The organism is Nocardia sp. NPDC004711, assembly GCF_053601595.1.
Genome location: NZ_JBSGCB010000004.1, coordinates 221500 through 239281, shown reverse-complemented (window position 1 = coordinate 239281; position 17782 = coordinate 221500). Strand labels below are relative to the sequence as shown.

General features: G+C 69.6%; 14 protein-coding genes. 4 read left to right on the top strand and 10 right to left on the bottom strand.

The genetic code is table 11. The features are described 5' to 3' along the window. Window positions 1-96 precede the first annotated feature (96 nt). Together ACWEKS_RS05640 and ACWEKS_RS05635 are read right to left on the bottom strand one after the other, a co-directional pair. Window positions 97-1368 carry a GDSL-type esterase/lipase family protein gene (locus ACWEKS_RS05640; protein WP_452339037.1) on the bottom strand — a complete coding sequence of 424 codons (1272 nt, stop codon included), beginning with the start codon at window positions 1366-1368 and terminating at the stop codon, window positions 97-99. Window positions 1369-1494: 126 nt separating this feature from the next. Then, on the bottom strand, window positions 1495-1773 hold the full coding sequence (locus tag ACWEKS_RS05635; RefSeq protein WP_452338978.1) for a hypothetical protein: 279 nt from the start codon (window positions 1771-1773) through the stop codon (window positions 1495-1497). Window positions 1774-1865: 92 nt separating this feature from the next. On the opposite strand from ACWEKS_RS05635, the gene ACWEKS_RS05630 reads away from it, so the two are divergent. After that, window positions 1866-2477, top strand: a complete 612-nt coding sequence (locus tag ACWEKS_RS05630; RefSeq protein WP_452338977.1) for a TetR/AcrR family transcriptional regulator — start codon at window positions 1866-1868, stop codon at window positions 2475-2477. 303 nt (window positions 2478-2780) lie between these two features. Here ACWEKS_RS05630 and ACWEKS_RS05625 read toward each other — a convergent pair whose 3' ends face one another. From ACWEKS_RS05625 to ACWEKS_RS05590, 8 genes are read right to left on the bottom strand one after another with little or no spacing between them, the layout of a single operon-like run. After that, on the bottom strand, window positions 2781-3779 hold the full coding sequence (locus ACWEKS_RS05625) for a phosphatidylinositol-specific phospholipase C (protein ID WP_452338976.1): 999 nt from the start codon (window positions 3777-3779) through the stop codon (window positions 2781-2783). Between the two features lie 60 nt (window positions 3780-3839). Next, window positions 3840-4508 carry an FHA domain-containing protein gene (locus ACWEKS_RS05620; RefSeq protein WP_452338975.1) on the bottom strand — a complete coding sequence of 223 codons (669 nt, stop codon included), beginning with the start codon at window positions 4506-4508 and terminating at the stop codon, window positions 3840-3842. Continuing rightward, window positions 4508-5797 carry a vWA domain-containing protein gene (locus ACWEKS_RS05615; RefSeq protein ID WP_452338974.1) on the bottom strand — a complete coding sequence of 430 codons (1290 nt, stop codon included), beginning with the start codon at window positions 5795-5797 and terminating at the stop codon, window positions 4508-4510. Before ACWEKS_RS05615 ends, ACWEKS_RS05620 begins: the two co-directional genes overlap by 1 nt. Then, window positions 5794-6897: a phosphatase gene (locus ACWEKS_RS05610; protein WP_452338973.1), complete on the bottom strand. Its 1104-nt coding sequence runs from the start codon at window positions 6895-6897 to the stop codon at window positions 5794-5796. The genes ACWEKS_RS05615 and ACWEKS_RS05610 overlap by 4 nt, the downstream gene beginning before the upstream one ends. After that, window positions 6894-9314 (bottom strand): tetratricopeptide repeat protein, encoded by a 2421-nt coding sequence (locus ACWEKS_RS05605; RefSeq protein WP_452338972.1) that lies wholly within the window; start codon window positions 9312-9314, stop codon window positions 6894-6896. Before ACWEKS_RS05605 ends, ACWEKS_RS05610 begins: the two co-directional genes overlap by 4 nt. Further along, the gene (locus ACWEKS_RS05600) at window positions 9311-10492 is read right to left on the bottom strand and encodes a hypothetical protein (protein WP_452338971.1); all 1182 of its coding nucleotides are present in this window, start codon (window positions 10490-10492) and stop codon (window positions 9311-9313) included. Before ACWEKS_RS05600 ends, ACWEKS_RS05605 begins: the two co-directional genes overlap by 4 nt. A gap of 7 nt (window positions 10493-10499) precedes the next feature. Beyond that, window positions 10500-11459: a glutamate ABC transporter substrate-binding protein gene (locus ACWEKS_RS05595; RefSeq protein WP_452339036.1), complete on the bottom strand. Its 960-nt coding sequence runs from the start codon at window positions 11457-11459 to the stop codon at window positions 10500-10502. A 5-nt stretch (window positions 11460-11464) separates the two neighbouring features. Beyond that, window positions 11465-12691 carry a hypothetical protein gene (locus ACWEKS_RS05590; protein WP_452338970.1) on the bottom strand — a complete coding sequence of 409 codons (1227 nt, stop codon included), beginning with the start codon at window positions 12689-12691 and terminating at the stop codon, window positions 11465-11467. Between the two features lie 360 nt (window positions 12692-13051). Here ACWEKS_RS05590 and ACWEKS_RS05585 point away from each other — a divergent pair, with 360 nt between their 5' ends. The 3 genes from ACWEKS_RS05585 to ACWEKS_RS05575 all read left to right on the top strand — a co-directional run bounded on the left by ACWEKS_RS05585 (window position 13052) and on the right by ACWEKS_RS05575 (window position 17782). Continuing rightward, on the top strand, window positions 13052-14473 hold the full coding sequence (locus tag ACWEKS_RS05585) for an ammonium transporter (protein ID WP_354846267.1): 1422 nt from the start codon (window positions 13052-13054) through the stop codon (window positions 14471-14473). Beyond that, window positions 14473-14841 carry a hypothetical protein gene (locus ACWEKS_RS05580; RefSeq protein WP_452338969.1) on the top strand — a complete coding sequence of 123 codons (369 nt, stop codon included), beginning with the start codon at window positions 14473-14475 and terminating at the stop codon, window positions 14839-14841. The genes ACWEKS_RS05585 and ACWEKS_RS05580 overlap by 1 nt, the downstream gene beginning before the upstream one ends. Window positions 14842-14950: 109 nt before the next feature. Then, entirely contained in the window at window positions 14951-17782 is a 2832-nt protein-coding gene (locus ACWEKS_RS05575; RefSeq protein WP_452338968.1) for a hypothetical protein, read from the top strand.

Here is a 17782-nt window from a genome sequence, read left to right as displayed (position 1 = left end):
ACCGAGACCATTTGTGCGGCAATCGAACTGGTGGGCACGAATCCATGGGGTGGCATTTCCGAATGCGATTGTCTCTCGATGCAATGCGGCGAATTATCAGCCCTGGCCGCCGAAGGTGGTGAGGTCGATGGCATCGGCCATGGCCTGATATCCGGCCGCGTTCGGGTGGAGGTTGTCGGGGCCCGCATAGCGCGGGGCCAGGACGGAGGGGTCGGCCGGGTCGCGGAGGGCGGCGTCGAAGTCGATGACGCTGTCGGCGAGCTGCTGCCCGCGGATCCAGGAATTCAATTGCCGGCGAACGGGGTCGGCGGCGGGGAAGGTGAGGATGCTGTCGTTGAGGGCGTTGGCGGCAGGCAGGATGGTGCCGAGGTGGACTCGCAGACCGGCGGCGTGCAGTCGGCCGATGAGCTCGGTGTAGCCGCCGACCAGCTGGTTGTAGTCGGCGCCGATCGGGATACCCAGGTCGTTGATGCCCTCCAGGATGATGACGTCGGTGACGCCGGGCTGGTCGAGCACATCGTGCTGGAGCCGGGCGGTGGCGGCGGGACCGAACTGGGGGATGAATCCGTCTCTGGTGACCCGGTTTCCGGAGATGCCGGCATTGACGACGCTGTACGGCAGACCGGCCTGATCGAGCCGCCGCTGTAGGAAGTCGGGGTAGCGCTGGGCATGGTCGACCACCCCGGGGTCCTGCGGAAGGCCCAGGAAGTTCGAGGCGACATAGCCGTCGGTGATCGAATCACCAAGGGCGACAATGGTGCTCACCGTCCCGGGCGCTCGGACGTCGAGACCGGACAGGAACGGCATCGAGGTGGTGTGCAGCGGCAGACCCGCCCCGGCGGGGTCGCCGGCCGTGTCTCCGGCGAACGGGAGACTGTAGAAACTGGTGGCGTTCGCGTCGAAATGCTCGGTGGGCAGGACGTCCGGACCGGCGACGTAGACGCTCACGGCCAGGGACTCGAAAGCGCCGAAGGACAGATCGATCGGATCGCTCACGACCTCACCCCACGCCGCGGCCGTCACGCTCGGGCTGCGGTCGAAGGTCACCTCGCGCATGGAGTCCGGCTGCACCGCAGCACCTTCGGACTGCTTGGCGATGGTGACATGAGCGAACTCGACCGGCGTGGGACGGGTGCGATTGGTGAGGTGGATCCGCACCGTCGTGCCGTCCCGATGCGGGGTCACGATCAGCCGGTAGGTCTGGTCGGACAGGTGCAGCTGCGGCGCCTCGGACGGATCCACGACGCCGAACGAATCCGACGGCGCGGCCATCCAACTGCTCACCCAGTGCCCGCCATCGCCCGTCTCGCCTGCCGATGCCTCGGCCGCGGCCGGAGCGATCCCGTGCCAGGCCATGGCCGCCAGCATCGCCACCGCGCCACCCCTCCTGCCGGCGTTCGCGAGACCGGACGGAGAGGTTGAGCGGCATCGCGGTGTCATGCTGGCCGACCCTAGCAATCCCTGTAATTCCTTACAGAGTTTTCGCCAAGAAGATCAGCTCACCGACAATGCCTCGCGCAGCACCGTATCGAAGCCGATCGGCTCGCGGCCGATCAACTCCGCCAATGTCGGGTCGACCGTGGCGAATTCACCGGCGCGTTCGGCGGCGAAGATATCCACCATCATGTCCGCCTGCCATCGCGGGGCACCGTAGCTCACCATCTGCTGCCGGAATTCCTCGTCGGAAACGGTGACGCGCTTGATGGTTCGGCCCGTGAGCTCGGCGGCGAGGGCGGCGACCTCGTCGAAGTCCATGGCCTGTGCGGCGGTCAATGGCGGTGTGGGACCGTCGAATCGACTCTCCTCGGCGAGGATCGCCGCGTCGAAGCCGCGGCCGATCTGCTGGAGCGGGGGGCCGGGACGCGGTGACCACTCGCGCGGTCGCCGACGCGGCCGGGTTGCAGCCACCGGCGATCTACCGGCTGTTCGGTGACAAGGACGGGCTGCTGGACGCCGTCGCGGAGTACGGTTTCGCGAAATTCGTGGCTGGCAAACGCGTCGACCCCGACCCGGCCGATCTCATCGAAGACCTGCGGGCGGGGTGGGACCTCGCGGTCGAGTTCGGCCTGTCCAACCCCGCGCTCTATACCCTCATGTACAGCGAACCCGCCGGCGCCGGGTCGGCCGCATTCCAGGTCGGACTGGAGATCCTGCGCGGACGCGTCCGTCGGCTCGCTGCGGGCGGCTGGCTACGCGTCGACGAGCAGCTAGCGGCCGGGATCATTCACGCCACCGGCCGGGGCGCGGTCCTGACCTGGCTGTCGCTCCCGGAAGCTGACCGCAACCCGGCCCTGCTCACCGCTCTCCGAGAGGCCATGGTCTCCGCGGTCACAACCGAACAGCCTGCCGTTCGAGACGCCGGCCCGGCGGGCGCTGCTCGCGCTCTGCGCGCCGTCCTCCCCGAAGAGACAATGCTCACCACCGCTGAGCAACACCTACTCCGAGAGTGGTTGGACCGTCTCGCAACCGACCACTGACCGCGCCACGCAGCGTGGTCGGGACTCGACCGGGCGCTGCCATCCGCTCGTCGCCCCCGAAAGGGGTTGCGCCGCCGCATTCCTCAGGGCCGGCTGGTCGGTCGAGCCGGCCGAGGACTATGAGTTCGTGGTGAGCACCGATTGGGTGACGCGGCGGTCGATGACCGGCTACCGGCTGGTCCGGCTGGCCGGAAAGATCGAGCCGGACCGATGGGACGAGCTGGTCTAGGTGTTCGCGGCGCAGGGCTGGAAATTCGGCGGCGAACTCTACGACGGCGACACGATTCTCGCCGAGGTCGAGCCTTAACCGATGTTCTTGGCGAGCAGGAGGTCGAGGACCCGGGTGTATTGGTCGGGGAAGTCCATGGGGACGATTCCGTAGTGGGCGGACTGGGTGGTGTGGGTGGTCAGGTAGTCGGCGAGTTTGGGCATGATCGCTGCCGCGTTGTCCTTGGGCCAGGCATTGTCGGCGAAGCTGGTGAAGTTGATGTACTCGAGGGTGTTGGCGGGGTCGGCGGCGGCCTTGTCGAGACAGGCCTTGACGTAGTCGAATTTGTCGCCGCCGGAGGAGCCGAAGTTCGAGGATCCGGAGTCGAGGCCGGCCAGGCCGTGGTCCTTGTAGTGGTCCTGGAGATAGATCCGGTCGGTGGTGAAGACGCCGTTGTCGCCGCCGGGCCATTGCAGGCAGCCCAGGGAATTGGCGAACTGGGCGATGAGGACGATGCGGCCGCGGGCCTCACCCAGCGCGGGGAAGCGATTCTCCAGCCAGAACAGTGAGCGGTAGCCCTTGGTGTCGAGGTAGCCGTTGAAGATCCGCGCGAAATCGGCGCCCACGTCGTTATTGGTGCCGTCCTCCTTCTTGACCCGCATGACGAGGACTTCGCCGGGATTGCCGGCCAGGAAGGCCCGGCACTGGTCGAGCACCGTATCGAAGGTGATGCCCTGGTAGAAGCCGCTGTGGTACACGCCGAAGGAGTCCGCGGTGTGGTCCTGCAGGCCGTTGCAGCGGATGTCCAGGAAACGGATGCCGTGCGCGAATTGGTCCGGGAGCGACCAGTTCTGGGTGTGCGACCACTCGGTGCCGTTGGCGGCGCTGGTGCAGCAGGAGTCGTGGGTGCCGGGGATGGTGAGGCGCAGCAGGGAGGTGGTGTCGGGGAGCGCGGACATCCACGCCTGCGGTGGTGCGCCGACGGTTCGCGCGTGCGGGATCGCCTGCGCCGCAGGGCCGGTCAGGCCGGTGGCGAGCGCGCCTGCGGCGGCGGCCAGGGTGGTGCGGGCGAAGTCTCGGCGGGTCAAGCTCATAGAGCGGGGAGCCTAACCTGGGCAATGGACCAAGATCGCCGTTTTGCCCGAATTGTGTGGTCAGCCCGGTTCGGTGGTCAGGGTGATGGTGGTCCAGCCGCCCACGTGGATGCGGTCCCCCTCCTGCAGTGGCACAGGCGTTTTCGGCGGGATGGGGTGGGGGCTGTCGTTGAGACAGGTGCCGTTGGTGGAGCCGAGGTCGGTGACCGTGAGCGTCCCGCCGTCGAGGTGCAGGATGGCGTGCGAGCGCGAGACCGCGATATCGGCGGGCGCGACCGAGAGGTCGATGGCGGGGTGCACGCCCTGCGAGACGCTGCGCTTGCCGATCAGGATATTGGGCCCCTGCAAGGGGATTCGGCGGTCGGGGTAGTAGTCGGGGAAGTCGACCCGCTCCAGATCGGGTCCCTTCTGCGCCTGCATCCGCGCGTAGTGCGCCCGGTCGGCGGAAATGGTGGCGACCCAGACCGGCGCTGCGGCTCCGTTCTCGACCGCCCCGGATTCGCCGCCGGTCGTCGCCGGCTCCGCGCTCACCGGTGGCGCGGGCGGAGGCGGCGGCAGCGCCGAGTCGTGCCCGCAGTTCTCGCAGAACCGACCCTCCGAGGGTGCTCCGCAGGACGGGCACATCGCCAGTTGCGGTGTGGCGCCGCCGAATTGACCGCCCATCGGCGCACCACAGAAATCGCAGTAGTCGGTGGCAGTGGTCTCGTGCCCTTCTGTGCAGAGCGCCATCACGGCTCCTTGCGGACTCGGGCGGTCTTGGTGGAGCGGACGTCGAGAGCCATCTCGTCGGCGGGATCGATCTTGTTGCGCAGGCGAATGGTTCCGGTCCGCTCGTCCACCACGTCGACGACACTGAGCAGCAGCTTGGCGGTGTTCTCATTGCCCGACTCGCTGGCCAGGTGGTACGCGCGCTGGAGTTTGGCCGTGGCCGTGGCGAAGTCGCCCTGCTTGCGCGCGGTCAGGCCCTCCTGAACGGTCTGGGCCAGCTCGGCCTGTCCGGTGTAGTGCGCGACCCGGCGGCTGATGATCGCCGACTTGTCGGTATCGGTCGTCCAAACCGCCTTGACCAGACCCTGCCCGAGCACGTCGCCCTCGGCGAGCACGCTCACCCGCGCGGCCAGCTTCTCCCGATCCGGCGCGGCCGGCTCGAGCTCCAGCTGGATGTGATAGTCGCGATCCTCGGCGCCCCAGGAGCCCAGCGGATATTCGCCCACCTGCGGCCCGACCTCGGTGCGTCGCGCGGTGAGATCCTCGATGAACGGCGCGACCTGCTTGAGGAAGACGATCTTCGCGCCCACCGGTGTCCACACCCGCATGGTCAGGTCCGGAATCGCCTTCTCCATCGACGATTCCATCGTGGCCGCGAAATCCTGGGCCAGCAGATCCGCGGTCGCCACGGTGTCGATGGTCCCGTGCAGCGCGGAGGCGATGGGGCGCACCTCGTTCGGCTCCCAGTCCACCCCGACGCCACGGCAGTCGCAGGTGAAGACACCGATGGACTGGCGGATCTCCTCCGCCAGCCCCTCGGGCGTCTCGTGCTCGTTCTTGCCGTCGGTGAGCAGGATGGCGTGCACCATGGCCCCCGGGTGCTGCTGGGCGATCAGGCGCGACAGTCCCAGCCAGGTGCCGATCGCGGTGCCGCCGTGCGGAACCAGCTTGTCCAGCGCTCGCCGTGCGTTGGCGCGCTCCTGCGGGCTGGCCACCGCCGAGGGCCCGCGGTGCGGAAACACCACCTGCGCCTTGTCGGTACCCTCCACGATCGCGAACCGGGTGCCGTCGGGCATGACGTCCAGCGCCGCCAGCGTGGCCCGCCGGGCGCCCGCGAACTTGTCGGCCGCGCCCATGGACCCGGAGGTGTCGATGATCAGGATCTCGACCCGAGGCGGCGGCGCCACCGACACCACCAGATCGCCGGTGGCCTCGACGGTGACGATGGCGTCGACCGTGCGCACCCCCTCGGCGAGGAATGCGTTCTGGTCGATGGATACCGAAATGCCTTTGTTCTCAGCGGAAGTCACGCTGTGTCTCCTGATGGTGCGAGGGACGGGACGGGTACGAGGGCGACGGTGATGTTGTCCTTGCCGCCCGCACCGAGCGCGTGCTCCACCAGGGCGCGCGCCGCGGGCAACGGCGCCAGCGAGCCGGTGAAGCGGGACAGGGCCGCTGCCTCGGGGAGGTAGTTCCACAACCCGTCGGTGCACACCAGCAGCACCCCGGGCGCGTCGGTGTGCAGGGTGCGCACGCAGGTGGGCGACCACTGGTGTTCGCTGTCGGCCCCCAGCCAGCGGGTGAGCACGTGCGCGTGCGGGCCGTCCATGGCGGTGGCCGCGTCCAGCACGCCGTTGTCGACCATGGCCTGGGCGAGAGAATCGTCGACGGTGAGCCGGTCGGAGTCGTCGCCGCGCAGCCAATAGGCGCGGCTGTCACCGACATTCGCGACGGTGATGTCCGCGCCGCCCGCGGCGTCGAACTGCACGATCGCCGAGACATAGGTGCACGACGGTGCTTTCCCGTCCGGCGAGCCGACCGCCTTGACCGCGTCGGCGGCGGCGGTGAGCCCGGCCATGACGCAGTCCTCGGCGGGCTGGTCCGCGGCGAGGGCGGCCAGGCAGGCGTCCAGCCCCGCCCGGGCCGCCGCACCCGAGGCGGCCTGCGGATCCTCGGAGGTCGACACCCCGTCACAGACCGTGATGACCGCGGCGGCCGGCCGATTCGGCACCGCGCCGTCCAGCACCGCCGCCGCGACCGCGTCCTCGTTGCGGGCGTGCAGCAGGCCGCGATCGGTGATCAGGCACGCGGTGCCCAGGTCGAATTCGAAGCGATCCCGTTCGGGCCCGAGTTCACCGCAGGTGGCGCAGTAGCCGTCCGGGTCGAATTCGGTTCCGCCGCAGCCGGTGCAGTCGGGCGGCGGACCGGATTCGACGGTGGCCGTGGTGCTGGTGGGTGCGAGCCGGGCACTGCGCGCCGCCTCGGCCACCGGCACGGTCGAGCCGGAGCCGGGCCGGAATTCCTTGGGCGGCAGCGCGATCACCCGGATGCCGAGTTTGCGGCCGCAGGCTTCGCAGAACCGGTCGGTATCGGCGGCGAAGGTGCCGCAGTGCGGGCAGCGGGCCGTCACAGCAGCGTCCTCGGGCGCACCGCATTGGCCTGTTCCACCAGGGCGATCCGTTCCCACATGTCTTCGGTCTCGTGCGCCAGGTCGCGATAACAGCGTTCCAAACCGGTACGTACCCCTTGTTGATCGAGCGCCACCCCCAGCAGCGGGGAGTGGTCGGTGGGCACCCTGCCCAGGCGCAGCCAGCGCAGCGCCGCGTCCAGGACTCGCAAACGGGCCTGCGCGGCACGGCGTTTCGAGTCCAGGGTCAGACTATCGATGCGTTTGCCGGCATCGCGAACCAATTGTTCGGTCAGCTCGGCGGGCTCGGCGACGGCCAGCAGCGTCTCGACCGCGGTGACCCCGGCCTCGGTGTGCACCGCCGAGGCGGCGTCGACCTGATCGAGCACCGTCACCGCGCCCGCCCGGTCGCCGGCCGCGCTCCGCAGCCGGGCCGCGCCGAAGGCGGCGCTGGTGAAGGAGCGGTCGGTGCGCCAGACCAGATCGTAGTAGCGTGCGGCCCGCTCGCGCGCGGTCTCGGGGTCCAGTCCGTCCGCGGCCATGAGCTCGGCGGTGACGGCCAGGGCCAGCTTCGGGGCGGCCTCGCCCGGCAGCGCGCTGCAGAGGGCGTCGAATTCGGCTGCGGCGGCGGGCCAATCGCGCTGCAGCAGGCGGGCGAGGCCCGCGAACCAGGTCAGCCGCCAGTCGCCGGACAGCGTCTCGCCCACCGCGTCCAGTCGGCGCAGCGCATCGTCCGGATCGCCGAATTCCAATGCGGCTCGGATCAGCCGGAGCGGGATCTCCACCGACTCCTCGCGGCCGGTGACCACCGACTGCAGGCCCGCGGTGATCTCGCGCTCCAGGTCCTCGGGCGTGACCGCGCTGGTGGAGGCCAAAAGTGCCGCGCCGCTGTCGCTCGGGTCGACCAGTGGAACCGGCAGCGCCGCGATGAGGGCGCGAGGATCACCGGGCAGCTGGTCACCGATGCCGAACACCCCGCGCGGCGGGCCGAACCGGGTGGACAGTCCCGGACGGGGTCGCCCGTCCTCGGTGGCCAGCACCTCGCGCAGAATGCCGGTGAGCTGATCGCCCATCTCGGTCATGGAGGTGAAGCGCGCGTCGGGCTCGATATCGGTGGCGCGCACCAGGAATCGGTACAGCGATTCGTGGCGGGCCATGAGCGGTTCGAGCTCGGGACCGGGCAGCGGGCCGAGTTCGTTGTTCACCGGCGGGATCCGCATGATGAGCGCCGCCAGCGTGCGGCCCACCGTGTACACCTCCGACGCGACGGTCGGCCCGGTCTGCGCGATCTCCTTGGCCTGGTAACCCGGTGTGCCGTAGATGGTTTCGTTCTGATCGTGCAGGCCGACGACCGCGCCGAGGTCGATGAGCTTGAGCTGCTCCTCGGTCTGCATGACATTGTCGGGTTTGAAGTCGCAGTAGGCGAGCCCCCGGTCATGGAGGTACTCGAGCGCGGGCAGCATCTCCAGGATGTAGGCGATGGCCCGCGCGGGCGGCAGATACCGCTGATCGGCCGTGCGCTGTTCGCGTAGTAGCTGTTTGAGCGATTTACCGCCCACGTACTCCATCACGATGTACCCGACCGGCTTGCCGTCCGGCCCGGTGTCCTCGGCGAAGTTGTAGATCCGCACGATATTCGGGTGATCGACCTGCGCGAGGAACCGCTTCTCCGCCACGGCCGCCCGCATGGCGTCCGCATCGCCGGTATTGAGCAGGCCCTTGAGGACCACCGGCCGGTCGTCGACCTTGTGGTCCACCGCGAGATAGATCCAGCCCAGGCCGCCGTGCGCCAGCGGGCCGAGCACCTCGTACTGGCCGCCCACCACATCACGGCCGGACAGCTTGGGGGTGAAGGAGAATCGCGTCCCGCAGTGGGCGCAGAAGCCCTCGGCGCGACCGGGCTGACCATTGCGGCTGCGCCCGACCGGCCGATTGCACCGACCGCATTCGCGATGGTTCTCCGGCACCTCCGGATCGACGAGCACGGCCTCGGCCGGATCCCGGCGCGGCACCGACGGCACCTTGACCATGCCCGCGCCCAGCCGGCCGCGGCTGGCTCCGGAGGCTCCCGACCGTCCGGTGCGGACCGAGCGCCCGCTGCGGGAGGACCGGCCGCTGACCGTCGATCCCGTGCTCATCGCCGACGCATGCCCGGTGTCGCGCGCGGTGGTGGCCAGCGCCGACGGCGACGCGGGCGCGCTGCCGCACACATCGCAGTAGCCGTCGAGAATCGTTCCGGTGCAACCGGGTTCGGCACAGCGGTCGGAGCCGACGGCGCTCGCCGCGCCGGCAGCGCTGGTCCCGGTCGGCGTGGCCGGCCCGCCCCCGGTGGCCGCGGGCGCCGCGCTCGGGGCGGTGCCGCAGACCGTGCAGTAGCCGTCCTCGATGGTCCCGGTGCAGCCGGGCTCGGTGCAGTTCATGATCGCCTCCCCGATTTCTGGTCGATGAGCTGGCGGTAGTCGGTGATGGCGCGGGTGACCGCGGCCAGATCGCAGGGCCGGCGCGAGAGCAGCCCCGCGGCGATGCGGGCGGCGGCGAGCACATCCTGGTCCTCGGCCACCCCCAGCCGGGCGGCCTTGGCGCGGTAGGAACTGAACCGCCCCTTCAGTTCCATCCGCCGATCGAGCAGGCCCTGCGCGAGTTGTTCATTGCGGGTCGCCGCGGCGAGCGCCCCGGTGATGCGTTGCCGCAGCTCCCACAGCACCGTGGCCACGGACGGATTGGCTTCCAGCGCGGTCAGTTCCGCGCTGTACACGGCACTGTCGTCCGGATGCCGGGGGAGCGGCGCGGCCAGAATGGTGCGCTCGACCTCGGTGCGGGCGCGATCGGCTCGCTCGTAGGTCTTGCGCAGTGCCTCGACCCGGGCCCGGGACCGTTCGATCGCCGCGTCCCAATCCGTCGAGATGGCCCGCAGTTCGGTCAGTACGGTCGCGGCCTCGCGCATGCGCCGGGACAACTCGCCCAGGCGACGGTCGAGCGCATCGGGTTCGAGGGCCAGGGGATCGGTGGCGACCTGCATGGCGAGGGCGTCGACATCGCTTGTCAGCGACTGTAATTCGGGAATCGACATGCCGGTGCGGCTCAGCTCCGCCTGCAGCGGCGCGATATCGGTCATCACCCGAGCGTGCACCGCCTCCACCGCGTCGAGCACCCGCACCACGGTCGGGAAGGCCGCGCGCATGCGGTCCAGCATCTCGGTGATGCCGATCAGCTCGATCTGCTCGCGCGGCCCGCTCAGCGAACGCTGTGACATCGGAATCGTGCTGCGCGACACCTCGACCGGCTGTCCGCGCAGCAGGCGCGTGAGCTCCTCCCGGTCCAGCGCGTCCAGGCGTCGCCGCCCGCGCGCGGTCCGGGCCTGGTCCAGCACGGTGCCCAGCCGCCCGAAGTCCTCCCACATGAGTTCCAGCGCCGCCCGCGCCGCCGCCCAGCGCTGCTCGGTGACACCGGTGGGCGGGAAGCGGCGCAACAGCACCAGCCCGGGATGCTTGTCCAGCTCCACCAGGGTCGCGGCGATGGTCTCGATTTCGCGTGCCCGCTCGGCGATTTCACGATCTATCTCGGCGACGCTGAGAATGTGCCCAGGATTCTCGTGCATGACCGGCTCAGTCGCTGTACTTGGGCGCCGGGGGACCGTTGGACGGCCCGAGCACGCTCAGCCGCTGGTTGTAGATCCGCTGCCAGGTACCGTCGGCGCGCACCCGCTCCAGCACGCCATTGACGAACCGCACGAGATCCGTGTTCTGCTTCTGCACTCCGATGGCGTACACATCGGTGGCCATGGCGTCGCCGACCACCTCGAGATTCGGGTCCTGGATCTTCAAGCCGTACAGCAGCGGCAGGTCGGTGCTGGCGGCGTCGACCTCGCCCTGCTGCAGCGCGGTCAGGCAGTCCAGCCAGTTCTCGATCCCGATCACGATGGGGCGCTGGGGAAGTGCGAACACCGCGTCCAGCGTCGTCGAGTTGGGGATGCCGCAGACCTTCTTGCCGCCCAGATCGGCCGCCGAGCGAATGCCCGAGCCCTTGGTCACCAGCACCCGCTGGTCGGTCTCGAAATACACGGCGGAGAACTGGACCTGCTGGCGGCGCGCGCAGGTCGGCGTGAAGTTCTGCACGACCAGGTCGACCTCGTTCTTCGCCAGCGCATCCGCGCGATGGGCGGAGTCGATGGGACGCAGGTCCACGCGGCCCGGGTCGCCGAACAGGTCGCGGGCGATCTCGTGGGCGAGATCGATATCGAAGCCCTCGAGCTCCCCGGTCGACGGATTGCGGTAACCGAACAGGAATTGGTTCTGGTCCACCCCGATCCGGATCTTCCCGCCGGCGACGATGTTCGCCATCGTCGACTGGGCGGGCATGGACCCCGGCTGCGGTTGCGGACTCAGCGGCCGCAGGCTCGCGGTCGGGTTACAGGACTGGTCGGCGCGCTGATTGGGCGCGGTGGCGAGGACGGTGGCGCCCGCCGGCAGCCGGCTGCCGGACGGCAGCTGGAAGGGCGCGGCATCCGGCGTCGACCCGCACGCGGCGGCCAGCAGCGCCACGGCTGCCACCATCAGCATCCGCATCCGCTTCACAGGAACTCCTTCAACCGCGGCCACACGCCGACGACGATCGATCCCGCCGCCGCCAGCAGCAGCACCAGCGTGCCCAGCGGGCTCAGGGTGAGGGCATTTCCGGCCGTGTTCACATCGTCGCGCACTTCCTGGCGGGTGCGCTCGAGTTCGGCCTTCAAGGCGTCGTCGAGGGCGGTGAACTGGGCCGCGGATCCCGCGCCGTCGGTCTTGATCGACTGGTCGACCGCCCCGCGATAGTCGTTGGACTTGTAGGCGGCGAGCTCCTTCTGATGGCCGTCCTGCCAGCCCGAGAAGGCCTTCGATGCCGCGGAATTGCCGCTCAGCAAGCCGGCCAGATCCGCGCGCAGCTGGTCGCTGCCGGCGGTGAAGCGCTGCTCGCTGGCGTCGACGTCGCCGCGGGTGATGAGCTGCAACGTCTCCTCGGTGCGCGCCTGCTGGGCGAGAATCCTTGCCTGCGCGAGCCTTTCGAAGCGGGCGGTGGCCCCGGTGTCGATGGCCGCCGTGGTCGCGGCCGTGGTGGCGAGGATCCACAGCAGCGCTACCACCGTCAGACCGCCGGCCGTGACCACGCCCGGATTGATCCAGCGGTTGGTTCGCCGCACCAGAATCCACGAGCCGTAGCCGCAGGCCGCGAGCAGCAGCACCAGCGTGCCCGCGCTCCACCAGGGCAGCCCGGTGATCGCGCCCTGATCGCTGTGCAACTGTGCGAGGCGAATGTGCTCCAGTTCGCCCGCGTCCTTCAGGATCGAGCCCTGCATGAGCGCCGACGCCTGCCGCAGATACGCGGAGCCGACCGGCAGGCCCTGCCGGTTATTGGCCCGCGCCGCCTCGACATAGCCGGTGTAACTGGGCAATTCGGCCGAGATCCGGCCCAGGATGGTGCGGGTCTCGGCGTCCGCGGCGCCGGTGGTGGCCTCCGCGAGCGCGGCGGCCGCGTCGGTCAGCGCGTTCTCGTAGCGGATCCGCACCTCGGGCGACTCGATCCCACCGGAGAGATAGGCCGTGGACGCCGCCGCGTCGGCCGTGGACAGTGCCACGTACAGCCGCTGCGCGGCATTGGCCAGAGGTTCGGTGTGTGCCAGGACGGTGTCGTGGCGTGTGATCTTGGTGCTCTGCTGCTCGGCGGTCACCAGGCCGCCGAGCAGGGCCAGCAGTGCGAGGGCAGCGCCCACCGCACCGATGACGCCGGGCGCGGTGCGCACGAAGCGTCGCGTCCATTGCATGCCCCCGCGAGTGATCGCCGCTGAGCGACTGCGAATGGTCGCCGGTAAGCGACTCCTCAACTCCGTTTCCCCCGTTCGACCGGCCGGTGCTCCCCGTAGCCAGATCGTACGGTAGCGATCGCACCCTGTCGATCGAGTTCCAACCGGTCGGAATTCGCTGAGCGGGTCCATCATTTCGAATGCACGTGCATTCATGACCGGACCATGAAATCCAGATTTAACCGCGTGTAATCGCCGGGAAATGTTCCGGCACAACACTTGGTTCACCCGATGTGACCTTAGACACCTTATGTCACAACGTAATTTAGTGCTGGAGCGAGTCTGGTGCCTGCCCGCTCCGCGGTGAGGTAGCGCTGAAACATGTCACCGTATCCCGACTGGCTGAATCCCGGCGACAATGCCTGGCAGTTGGTAGCCGCGACTCTAGTCGGCCTGATGAGCATTCCCGGTATCGCGATCTTGTATGGCGGTCTGGTGCAACGCAAATGGGCCGTCAATACCATGCTCATGGCGTTCACCGGATTCTCGCTGGTCCTGGTGGTGTGGGTGCTGTGGGGCTTCAAGATGGGGTTCGGCGAGCCCGTCAAACTGGGCCCAGGAATACTGCGGGCCGCAATCGGCAAGCCGCACACAATTCTGAGTTCCAATAATCAAGAGCAGGCCGTGATTCCGCTGCTCGACGGGCTCATGCCCAAGTTCCGATTCTCCCAGACCACGCTGGCCTACTTCCAGTTCGTGTTCGCGGGCATCACACCGCTGTTGTTCCTGGGCAGCGTGATCGGGCGCATCAATTTCAAGGTGTGGCTGATCTTCGTCCCGCTCTGGTCGACGCTGGCGTATTCGGTCAATGCCTTCCTGATCTGGGGCGGCGGCTGGTGGTCGCAAATGGGTGCGCTCGACTACTCGGGTGGATATGTCATCCACCTGGCCGCGGGCACCACGGGCTTCGTGGCCGCGGCGGTCATCGGACCGCGGCTGACCCGAGACCGGGAACGGGCGGTGCCCAACAACCTGCCCATGGCCGCGGCCGGGGCGGGCATCCTGTGGCTGGGCTGGAACGGCTTCAACGGCGGCGACCCGTACTTCTCGGGTGCGGATGCCTCACTCGCCGTGATCAATACCAATCTCGCCACCGCGGTCGCGGTGCTGACCTGGGTGATCTGGGACATGCTGGCCGGTCCGTCGCGGCGGCCCAATTTCCTGGGCGCGGTCAACGGCATGATCGCCGGCCTGGTCGCCATCACCCCGGCGGCCGGCTTCGTGAACAGCTTCGGGGCCATGGTGATCGGTCTGATCGCCTCGACCCTGGTGTGGCTGTCCTGGAACAAGCTCGGGCGGACCCGGCTGTTCCGCAAGGTCGACGACACCCTCGGCGTGGTGCACACCCACGGCGTGGCCGGGCTGGCGGGCGGCATGCTGGTCGGCGTGCTGGCCGACCCGAACATCCGGGTGTACCTGGGCACCGGCGGCGCGGCCGACGCCACCTACGGCGGCTGGCTCTACGGGCACAATCCGAAACTGCTGCTCTGGCAGGCGGGTGCGGCCGCGACGGTGATCGTCTGGGATGCGCTGGTCACCTTCGTCATTCTCAAGGTGCTGAGCCTGTTCATGAGCCTGCGCATGCCCGACGAAGTGCTCGAGACCGGTGACGTCGGAGCGCACGAGGAAGAGGCATATCCGGACGACACGCTCGTCCACGCGCAACCGTCCGTGCGGAAAGCGGTGCGAACGGAAGCGGCCGTGCGGCAGGACGGAGCGGAGATCCCGGCCAAGGAATCCTGATGTCGGCGCCGCTGCACCTCGGCGGCATGATCGGTTACCACAATATGGACCCGGGCGGCGGTGCGGACGCGAAACTCCTCACGCTGGTGGTGCCGCCCGGCCTGTTCGATCAGATCAAACAGGCCCTCGCCGCCTTCGGTGTGCGGCGCATGGTGGTCACCCAGGTCTATCGCGTGGACGACCGTGACAACCGCGTCGAAAGCTATCGCGGACAACGCTTCGAAACCGATGTCTCCGCCGGACTGCGAGTCGAATTACTCGCCCGGATCGAGGATGTCACCGATCTGGTGCGCATGATCGGCCGGATCGGCTCCAACCACGAAGCCTCCAATATCGAGATCTGGATGATCGACGCCCGCCGCTTGTGAACGGCCGGAAAACTCGATTGCCGCGCTTCCGCCCCGATCGTATGGTCGGGGCGGGAGTGTGCCGTGCTGATTCGAGGCGGCGTGGCAATTCATCGGTGGGAGTTCGGGTTTGGCAGTGCAGTTGGCCTTCGGCGTGGTCGCGGAACGTGATCGGCGCGCCTGGCTGGTCGAGACGGGGGAGGCGATCGACCACGACGGGCCCGAGGGTGCGGCGGTCGTCCTGGGCGCACGGGACAGCGATCCCGCCCGCGTGGCCATCGCCTGCGCCGACCTGGCCGGGCTCATCGAGCTCGGCGGCACGGTAATCGCCGGGGCCGGAATCGATCTCGGCGACGGTTTCGTGTCCGCACGGCTGGCGGGCGCCGGCGGTGACCGGCGGGACGCGGTGCTGGCGGCCCTGCGGGTGCTGAAGGTCGGCGGCGGCCGGCGGCTCGGGGAGCGGACGGCGACCCTGGTCGCGCTGTTCGGGGTGACGGCCACCAAACCCGTGGGCGCGGCCGCCGAACAGGCCATCGGCGAGGGACGCTGGGCCGCAGTGGTATTGGCGTCCGCGGCGGCGGATCTGCTCGGACCCGAGCAACTGGTGCGGGTGCTCGAGCTGCGGGCGCCCGACGGCATCGATCCGGTGCCCGACGGCGCGGCGTCGGTGCTGGCGGCGAACCTGGGCCGGGTCCTCGAATCCTGCTCGCGCCCACGGCGGCTGGAGCTGGTGCTGGACCTGTGGGAGCAGGTGTGCGCGCGGCAGCGCGCCGTGCTCGAGCGCGAGCGGCTGCTGGCGAGCCATGATCTGAGCGGACTGGAGTCGCTGCGCGAACGTTCGAACCGGTTCTACGAGCAGCAGCTGGTCGAACTCGCGCAGGGATCGACCCCGGGGCCGCTCACCCTGCCGACGGCCATTCGATTTCGCCCGACCTGGCGCAATCTCTGGAAGCACTGCGCCGAGCGGATGATCCAGGACGCGCTCGCGGCCACTGTGCTGCTGCGGGCCGCCGTCGCGGTGCACGAACTCGGGGTGGTCGCGGGCATCGACCGGGTGCGCGAGGAGATCGCCGTGGTCTCCGGGATGCTCACCTCGCGAGAGATCAAGGCGGCCAGGTATCCCGTCGGTGAGCTGAACGCCCTGCCCGTGCGGCCCGGTGTCCATGTTCGCGAGATCGATGCGTGGCTGCGGCAGCAGCAGCCGCGCAACGCCGCCTATGAACGCTTCGTGCGCGCTCGGATGCGGACCGCGCTGGCTTCCGCGATCGTGGTCGACGAACGGTGCCGGATGCTGCTCTGCATCGACATCCCAGCACGCTCGTTCCCGGCGGAACACTGGGATTCGAGCTCGCTGCGGGCCTGGCGCGCGGTCGCCGGTTACACCGCGCAGCGGCCGCCCCAGGACTGGCGTTTCGACCCGCTGGTGCGCGTCCACGGTCAGCCCGGCCTCGCGGTCCGGCTGGCCGGGGATCCCGCCGCGGCCGAGCATGCCTCCGACCTGCTGTGGCTCGCCGACCTCGCCGATGCCATGGCGCGGGTGCGCGGACATGAGGCCGCCGTGCCGACGCACTACTACCGGGTACCCGACTTCGAGACGAATCCGCCGGCACCGCAACCGGATCCGCTGACGCCGCGGTCGGACTCCATCCCGCTCGCGGTCGCCGGAGCCGCCCAGCTGGTCGACCTCGGGGCGACCGTCCCTGCCCGGTGCCGGGACTGGGCGCGCCTGTGCGCCGGACTGGTGGGCAGCGGTGTCGTGGCCGCCGCGCTCACCAGCGAATTCGAGGTCGCCGAACCGGTCCTCGCCCACGACGGTGCCGGGTTGCCCGGGACGTCGCTGCGGATTCAGATCGCCCGCACCGCCACCCGGCTCGCGGAGTGGTCGGACCATATGGGCAATTGCATTGCGGGACAGTGGTATCAGAGTCAGGCCGTGCGCGGGCGGAGCATCCTGCTCGGCCTGCGCGACGAGCGCGACCACCTTCAGGTCAATGCCGAACTGCGCCGGGCCGGCCGCGGGTGGGCCGTGAGCGAGATCGCCGGACGATTCAACCAGGAAGCCGATCCCGCAGTGCGGCAGGCGGTCCGGGACTGGGCCGCGACCCTCCGCGTCGAGGAGCCGGAACCTGATCCGGTGGAGTTGGCGACTGCCGAGCCGCCCGCTCGGACCCGGCGCTCGGCACCTGATCCGGTCCGTGAGGTCGGTCCCGCACTACACGAAGCGGTCCGCAAGGCGATGGTCGAGTCGGAAGCCGCCCTGCGCGTCCTCGCCGCTCTGGCCGGGGACAGCGACGGCGATCCCAAAACGCTGACCGCCCTGCGCCGTTCGGGCACCGACCGGCTCACCGCCCTGTGCGCGACCTTCCTCGACGCCAACCCCGCCGCCCTGCCCGCCCTCTGGACCGCCGGCGGCAGCCGCCCCCTCGCCGCCGCGATCGAATCCCTGGACGCCGCCCTCCTGGGCCGCTACCCCCGCCTGCCCAGCGTCACGGCCGACGCACCCGTCCCGTCGAAACGGCTGCGCGCCTTGATAAAAGAGCCGGACATCGCCGCCGCCCGCAGCATGGACCTGATCGCCCAGCGCGTCCGCGCCGCCATCGGCCGCCTCGCCCGCCGCGGCGACCCCGCCCTCACCCACGCCATCACCCGCCACCCCACCCCCGACCTGCTCTGCCCCCTGATCCTCGCCACCACCTGCACCCCCACCCACTCCACCCCGGTGACCGCGATCAGCGCCCCCCGAGCCACCACCGTTCCCGGCTACCCCGCCACCTCCCTCTCCGCCCCCGAGGGCCCCTGGCTCACCGCCTGGCCAGCCGCCCTCGAACTCGGCACCCCCGACCCCGGCCCCGACCACGAAACCTTCTGGTCCCACATTGCCGACCATGGCCTCCTCATCCCCACCGCCTGGCTCGGTTCCGGTGGCTGGCCCGCCCTCTGGTCCCGAGCCCACCGGGAATAG